Here is a 6,730-nt window from a genome sequence, read left to right on the forward strand (position 1 = left end):
GGCGCTCCTACAGGGGGAGGGCGGGGCGGGGATGTGAGGGATTTCTGAATGGCGGGAGGGGGGGTCTTGCGGGCTGTCAATGATCCAAGTCTAATGTTTCAGAAATTTCTGAAACTTCGAGGCCGGTCATGGACCTTCCCCCGCTCAGCCAGTCCTTCGTGCTCCATTTCGGTGAAATGGGCAGCCGTTGGGGCATCAACCGCACGGTGGGGCAGATCTACGCCCTGCTGTTCATCTCGGCCCAGCCGCTGACGGCCGACGAGATCACCGACCGGCTGGGCGTCAGCCGGTCCAACGTCAGCATGGGGCTCAAGGAGCTCTCGTCCTGGCGGCTGGTGCGGTTGAACCACCAGCCGGGCGACCGCCGCGACTTCTACAGCGCGCCCGAGGACGTCTGGGCCATCTTCAAGACCCTGGCCGAGGAGCGGCAGCGGCGCGAGGTCGACCCGACCCTGTCGATGCTGCGCGACGCCCTGCTCGAAACCCCGGACTCGCCGGAGGAAAGGCACGCCCAGGCCCGCATGCGCGAGATGCATGACCTGATCGAGCAGCTCACCGAATGGTTCGCCGAGGTGCGCAAGCTCTCGCCGTCCACGCTCGAGAAGCTGATGTCGCTGGGCGCCAAGGCCACCGCCCTGCTGCAGTTCACCGACAAGATGCGGGGCGTGGCGCCGGCCAACGAGGAGAAGGCGTCGTGAGCGAACTCGACCCGGCCCTGCTGGCGCGCATCCAGTTCGCGGCCAACATCAGCTTCCACATCCTGTTCCCGACCATCACGATCGCGCTGGGCTGGTTCCTGCTGTTCTTCAAGCTGCGCTTCCTGCGCACCGGGAAACAGCACTGGATCGACGCGTACTACTTCTGGGTGAAGGTCTTCGCGCTCACCTTCGCGCTGGGCGTGGTTAGCGGCATCACCATGAGCTTCCAGTTCGGCACCAACTGGCCGGGCTTCATGGAAACGGTGGGCAACATCGCCGGGCCGCTGCTGGCCTACGAGGTGCTGACGGCCTTCTTCCTGGAGGCCAGCTTCCTCGGGATCATGCTGTTCGGGCGCAAGCGCGTCGGCGAGCGCGTGCATACGCTCGCGACCGTGCTGGTGGCGGGCGGCACCACGCTGTCGGCGTTCTGGATCCTGGCGCTGAATTCGTGGATGCAGACGCCGGTCGGCTTCGAGATGATCAACGGCCAGGCGCATCCGACCGACTGGCTGGCCATCGTCTTCAATCCGTCCTTCCCCTACCGCCTGACGCACATGCTGCTGGCCTCGGGTCTCACCGCGGCCTTCCTGGTCGCCGGCCTGTCGGCCTACCGCTGGCTGCGCGGCGACCGCGCGCCGGACGTGATGGCGGCGATGCGCACCGGCGTGGCCGTGGCCGCGCTGCTGATCCCGGTGCAGGTGTTCGTGGGCGACCTGCACGGCCTCAATACCCTCGAGCACCAGCCGGCCAAGGTGGCGGCGATGGAGGGCATCTGGCAGGACGAGAAGGGTGCGCCGGTGCTGCTGTTCGCGATCCCCAACGAGGAAGCGCGCAGCAACGACTACGCCATCGGCATCCCCAAGCTGGCCAGCCTGATCCTGACCCACTCGCTGGACGGCGAGATCAAGGGCCTGGACTCCTTCCCGAACGCACATCCGCCGGTGGCGCCGGTGTTCTGGGGCTTCCGGGTGATGGTGGGCACCGGGCTGCTGATGCTGGCGGTGTCGTGGTGGACCGCCTGGCGCCTGCGCCGGCACGCCGCGCCGACGCCCTGGCAGGCGCGCGCGCTGCTGGCGATGACCTTCTCGGGCTGGGTCGCCACGCTGGCCGGCTGGTACGTCACCGAGATCGGTCGCCAGCCCTGGCTGGTCACCGGCGTGCTGCGCACCGTCGACGCGATCTCGGCGACGCCGGCGCCGATCATCGGCATCAGCCTGACGGCTTACCTGCTGCTGTACGTGGTGCTGCTGGGCTCGTACGTGTCGGTGTTGTTCTACCTGGCCCGCCACCGCGGCAAGCCCGACCACAAGCCGGCCGTCCGCGGCCTGCAGGAGGCCTGAGATGGAAACCGCACTCCCCGTGGTGTTCACCGCGCTGATGGCGCTGGCGATGCTGCTGTACGTGGTGCTCGACGGCTATGACCTGGGCGTCGGCATCCTGCTGCGCGGCGTGCCCGACGCCGACAAGGACCGCATGATCGCGTCCATCGGCCCGTTCTGGGACGCCAACGAAACCTGGCTGGTGCTGGGCGTGGGCCTGCTGCTGGTGGCGTTCCCGCTGGCGCACGGCGTCATCCTCGGCGCGCTCTACCTGCCGGTGGCGGCCATGCTGGTGGGCCTGATCCTGCGCGGCGTCGCCTTCGACTTCCGGGTGAAGGCGCGCGCGGCGCACAAGCCGCTGTGGAACGGCGCCTTCTGGTCGGGCTCGGTGCTGGCGGCGTTCTCGCAGGGCTACATGCTGGGCAGCTACGTGCTGGGCTTCCGCAGCGATGCGGTGGGCGTGGCGTTCGCGGTCGCGATCGGGCTGGCGCTGTGCGCGGGCTATGCGCTGCTGGGCGCCGGCTGGCTGGTGCTCAAGGCCGAGGGCGAACTGCGCCAGCGCGCCCTGCGCTGGGCCTACGTGAGCCTCTGGCTGACCGGCCTCGGCATCGCCGCGGTGTCGGTGGCGACGCCGTGGGTGAGCCCGCGCATCTTCGAGAAGTGGTTCGCGCTGCCGCAGCTGCTGTTCCTGCTGCCGATCCCGGTGCTGACGGCGCTGGTGTTCGCGGCCACCGAGGGCGCGCTGCGGCGCCTGCGCAAGGGCGAGAGCCGGCGCGACTGGGTGCCGTTCGCGGGCGCGATCGTGCTGTTCGTGCTGGCCTTCGCCGGCCTGGCCTACAGCCTGTTCCCCTACCTGGTCATCGACCGCATCACGCTGTGGGACGCGGCCGCGGCGACCGGCTCGCTCAAGATCATGCTGTTCGGCGCCGCCCTCACGCTGCCGATGATCCTGGGCTACACCGTGTACGTATACCGCGTCTTCTGGGGCCGAAGCGCCGAGCTCAGCTACGAATGACCCGCCATCCCCTCCCCCTGTAGGAGCGCCTTCAGGCGCGAAGCTTTCCGGCAAAAAGATTCGCGCCTGAAGGCGCTCCTACAGACAGCGGGAGCAGGAATCAGGGGCGGGCGTCGGCGCCACGCATCAGCGGCAGGTGGGCAGCCGGGTCGCGTCGGGATAGTTGGTGGCCCGGCACTCCCAGTCCACGCGGCCGTCGGGTCGCACCGAGGGCGTGAGGCGGATCACGCCGCCGCGCGCCACGTGCGGCTTCATCGCGATCGCCACCACGCCATTGGGCTGCACCGAGATGCTGGCCACGGCGTGGTCGGCATACCGGTCCGGGTAGCCCAGCGAGAGTTCGGCCAGGTTGCGCGGCCAGCCTTCATGGCTCTCGAAGTAGGCCTGCACCGCGGCCTGGATGTCGCGGGCGCGGGCGATGGCGTCCGCGGCCTGCTGCTGGCCAGGCGGCAGAACGGGGGCCTGCGGGGCGGCCGGGATCGCGCCGGATTCGGCCTGCGCAGGCGGCGGTGCGGCCGGCGCGGCCACGGGCGCGTCGAACCGCGCGTAGTGCACCGACACGCGATACGCGACCAGCGAGAACAGGATCGCGAGGACCAGGGCAACGAAGACGTAGGCAGGCGATTTCATCTGTCACGGGCAGGCGCGGCCGGGGTGCCGCGCCTGCAGTCTAACCGCCCCGCGTGTTCAGTCCTCGTCGTGGTGGGGCCGCCAGGCCTCCACCAGCTGTTTCTGCACCTGCGGCGGCACCGGCTCGTAGTGGCTGAACTCGAGGTCGTAGCGGCCGCGTCCGGCGGTGGCGCCCTTGAGTTCGGCGGCATAGTCGGTGAGCTCGGACAGCGGCACCTGCGCCTTCACCAGCACCTCGCCGCCGCGGCCGGCGTCGGTGCCGTGGATGCGCGCGCGCTTGGCCGCGAGCTGGCCGGTGATGTCGCCCATGTGCGCCTCGGGTGCGGCAACGGTGAGGTCGACGATCGGTTCGAGCACCTGCGGCCGCGCCTTGAGCACGGCGTCGAGGAAGGCCTTCTTGCCTGCCGCCACGAAGGCCACTTCCTTGGAATCGACGGTGTGGAACTTGCCGTCGTACACCGTCACCCGCACGTCCTGGATCGGGTAGCCGGCAACCGCGCCGCCGTGCAGCACCTGGCGCACGCCTTTCTCCACGGCCGGCAGGTACTGCCCGGGGATGGTGCCGCCCTTCACGGCGTCCACGAACTCGAAGCCCTGGCCGCGCGCCAGCGGCTCGACCCGCAGGAAGACCTCGCCGAACTGGCCGGCGCCGCCGGTCTGCTTCTTGTGCCGGTGGTGGCCCTCGGCCGGCGCGCCGATGGTCTCGCGGTAGGCGATGCGCGGCGGCCGGGTGGCCACGGCGACGCCATAGCGGTCCCGGATGCGTTCGAGCATCACCCGCAGGTGCAGCTCGCCCAGGCCGCGGATCACGGTTTCGTTGAGCTCGGCGTGGTGCTCGACGTGGAAGCCCGGGTCCTCTTCGGCCAGGCGGTGCAGGGCGGTCGCCAGCTTCTGCTCCTGGCCGCGGGTGGCCGCTTCGATCGCCAGCCCGAACATCGGCTTCGGGAAGTCCAGCGGCCGCAGGCGGATGTCGTCCTCGTCGTGGCTGTCGTGCAGCACGGCGTCGAAGTGGATGTCGTCGACCTTGGCCACCGCGGCGATGTCGCCGGCCACGGCCTGCTCGATCTCGACGTGGTCCTTGCCCTTGAGCCGGAACAGATGCCCGACCTTGAACGGCTTGCGGCCGTCGTCGATGAACAGCTGGCTGTCGCGCCGCACCGTGCCCTGGAACACGCGGAACACGCTGAGCTTGCCGACGAAGGGATCGTTGACCAGCTTGAACACGTCGGCGATCACGTGCGCGTCCGGATACGGCGTGGCGGTGATCGGCTGGCCGTTCTTCTCGAACGGCGGCGGATTGCCCTCGAGCGGGTTGGGCAGCAGGCGCTCGGCCAGCGCCAGCAGTTCGGCGACGCCGGCGCCGGTGCGCGACGAGGCGAAGCAGACGGGCACCAGGTGGCCCTCGCGCAGGCACTGCTCGAAGGCGTCATGCAGGGCCTGGCCGCCCAGGCCTTCCTCGCCGTCCTCCAGGAAGCGCTCCATCACCTGTTCGTTGATCTCGACCACCTGGTCGATGATGCGTTGGTGCGCCGCCGCGACCGGCCCGAGGTCGGAGTCGCCGTCGGGGTTGAAGAAGCAGTCCACCACGCGCTGGCCGCCGTCGGCCGGCAGGTTGATGGGCAGGCATTCGGGGCCGAAGGTCTCGCGGATGTCCTCGACCAGCGCGGCCAGGTGCCCGGGGTCGGCGTCGATGCGGTTGATCACCAGCAGCCGGCACAGGTTGCGGGCCTTGGCGTATTCCATCAGCCGCCGGGTGCCGTATTCGATGCCGGTGGCGGCGTTGATGACGATGGCCACGGTCTCCACCGCCGAGAACGCCGACAGGGTCGGGCCGCGGAAGTCGGCGTAGCCGGGGGTGTCGATCAGGTTCAGGTGGATGCCGTCGTGGTCGAGGCTGGCGAGGGCGGTGTTGAGCGAATGGCCGCGGGCCTTTTCCATCGGGTCGAAGTCGGACACCGTGGTGCCGCGTTCGAGGCTGCCTGCCGCGGGAAGGGCGCCGCCGGCATGCAGCAGGGCTTCGAACAGGGTGGTCTTGCCGGCGCCGGAGTGGCCTGCCAGGGCCACGTTGCGGATGTTTTCTGTGCGGTACGACATGAGGCCGTCTCTCCCAAGCGTGATGGGTGGATAGGCCGTCATGGTCGGCGGCGCAGAGGCGCTGCCAGGTCGTTTTCGCGCGACCGCGCGTCGGTCATGGCGGAACCCCGGCGGGGCCGGGAGCGCTAGCCTCCCTCCGACCGGGCCCCGGGTCAACCGAAGCCCGCGGGCGGGGTCCCGGCGGCGCGGGGGTTAGACTTCCCGTCCCGGCCGCCCCCGCGGCCCGCCAACGGAGAACCGCCATGGGATTCAAGCGTCGCGCCACCGCGCACTGGGAAGGCAACCTGCAGACCGGCCAGGGCCGCATGAGCACGCCGCAGAGCGGCCTGTTCGAAGGCACCCGCTATTCGTTCGGCACCCGCTTCGGCGACGAGAAGGGCACCAACCCCGAGGAACTGCTGGCCGCGGCCCACGCCGGCTGCTACTCGATGGCCCTGGGCTTCATCCTGCAGAACGCCGGCTTCACCGCCACCCGCATCGACACCCAGGCCGAAGTGGCCATGGAAACCTCGCCCGGCCCGCACGCCGTGGGCGTGCACCTGAAGGTCACCGCCTCGGTGCCGGGCATCGACGCCGCCGGCTTCGCCGCCATCGCCGAGAACGCCAAGGAGAACTGCGTGATCTCCAAGGCGCTGTCGCTGCCGGTGACCCTGGACGCCACGCTTGTCTGAACCGCGTCGCGCCGTCGTCTGCGTCCACGGCGCGGGCGGCGGCGGCTGGGAGTGGGCGGTGTGGTCGCGGGTGCTGGAGGCCGAGGGCTGGCGGGTGTTCGCACCCGACCTGCAGCCGGCGCCGGCCGGCCTGGCGGCCACCACGCTGGCGGACTACCGCGAGCAGGTGGCCGCCTGGCTCGCGCGGGCGCGCCGGGAGGCCGACCAGGTGGTCGCGATCGGCGCCAGCCTGGGCGGCCTGCTGGTGCTGCTGGAAGCCGCCGGCGCCGATGCCCGCGTGCTGGTCAATCCGATGCCGCCGGC

Annotated in this window: 7 protein-coding genes; 5 read left to right on the top strand and 2 right to left on the bottom strand. The window is 70.3% G+C overall.

Annotated features, from left to right (window positions below):
- Positions 1–128 precede the first annotated feature (128 nt).
- The 3 genes from VFQ84_RS11535 to VFQ84_RS11545 are packed head-to-tail and all read left to right on the top strand — an operon-like array spanning position 129 to position 3,032.
- Positions 129–698: a GbsR/MarR family transcriptional regulator gene (locus VFQ84_RS11535; protein ID WP_325131780.1), complete on the top strand. Its 570-nt coding sequence runs from the start codon at positions 129–131 to the stop codon at positions 696–698.
- Positions 695–2,038: a cytochrome ubiquinol oxidase subunit I gene (locus tag VFQ84_RS11540; RefSeq protein ID WP_325131781.1), complete on the top strand. Its 1,344-nt coding sequence runs from the start codon at positions 695–697 to the stop codon at positions 2,036–2,038. Before VFQ84_RS11535 ends, VFQ84_RS11540 begins: the two co-directional genes overlap by 4 nt.
- Position 2,039: 1 nt before the next feature.
- Complete coding sequence (locus VFQ84_RS11545) at positions 2,040–3,032, top strand: cytochrome d ubiquinol oxidase subunit II (protein WP_325131782.1); 993 nt, start codon at positions 2,040–2,042, stop codon at positions 3,030–3,032.
- Between the two features lie 126 nt (positions 3,033–3,158).
- Here the strand turns inward: VFQ84_RS11545 and VFQ84_RS11550 are convergent, their stop codons facing one another.
- Both VFQ84_RS11550 and fusA read right to left on the bottom strand, forming a co-directional pair.
- Entirely contained in the window at positions 3,159–3,662 is a 504-nt protein-coding gene (locus VFQ84_RS11550; RefSeq protein ID WP_325131783.1) for a pilin, read from the bottom strand.
- Between the two features lie 57 nt (positions 3,663–3,719).
- A complete protein-coding gene (gene fusA / locus VFQ84_RS11555; protein ID WP_325131784.1) occupies positions 3,720–5,756 on the bottom strand; it encodes an elongation factor G in 2,037 nt (678 codons plus the stop codon).
- Between the two features lie 242 nt (positions 5,757–5,998).
- Between fusA and VFQ84_RS11560 the strand changes: the two genes are divergently transcribed.
- Together VFQ84_RS11560 and VFQ84_RS11565 are read left to right on the top strand one after the other, a co-directional pair.
- On the top strand, positions 5,999–6,427 hold the full coding sequence (locus VFQ84_RS11560) for an OsmC family protein (RefSeq protein ID WP_325131785.1): 429 nt from the start codon (positions 5,999–6,001) through the stop codon (positions 6,425–6,427).
- The coding region (locus VFQ84_RS11565) for an alpha/beta fold hydrolase (protein WP_325131786.1) at positions 6,420–6,730 on the top strand (311 nt) is incomplete at its 3' end. The genes VFQ84_RS11560 and VFQ84_RS11565, both read left to right, overlap by 8 nt.

The sequence above is a fragment of the Arenimonas sp. genome (assembly GCF_035721105.1).
In the GTDB taxonomy this organism is placed as follows: Bacteria; Pseudomonadota; Gammaproteobacteria; order Xanthomonadales; family Xanthomonadaceae; genus Arenimonas.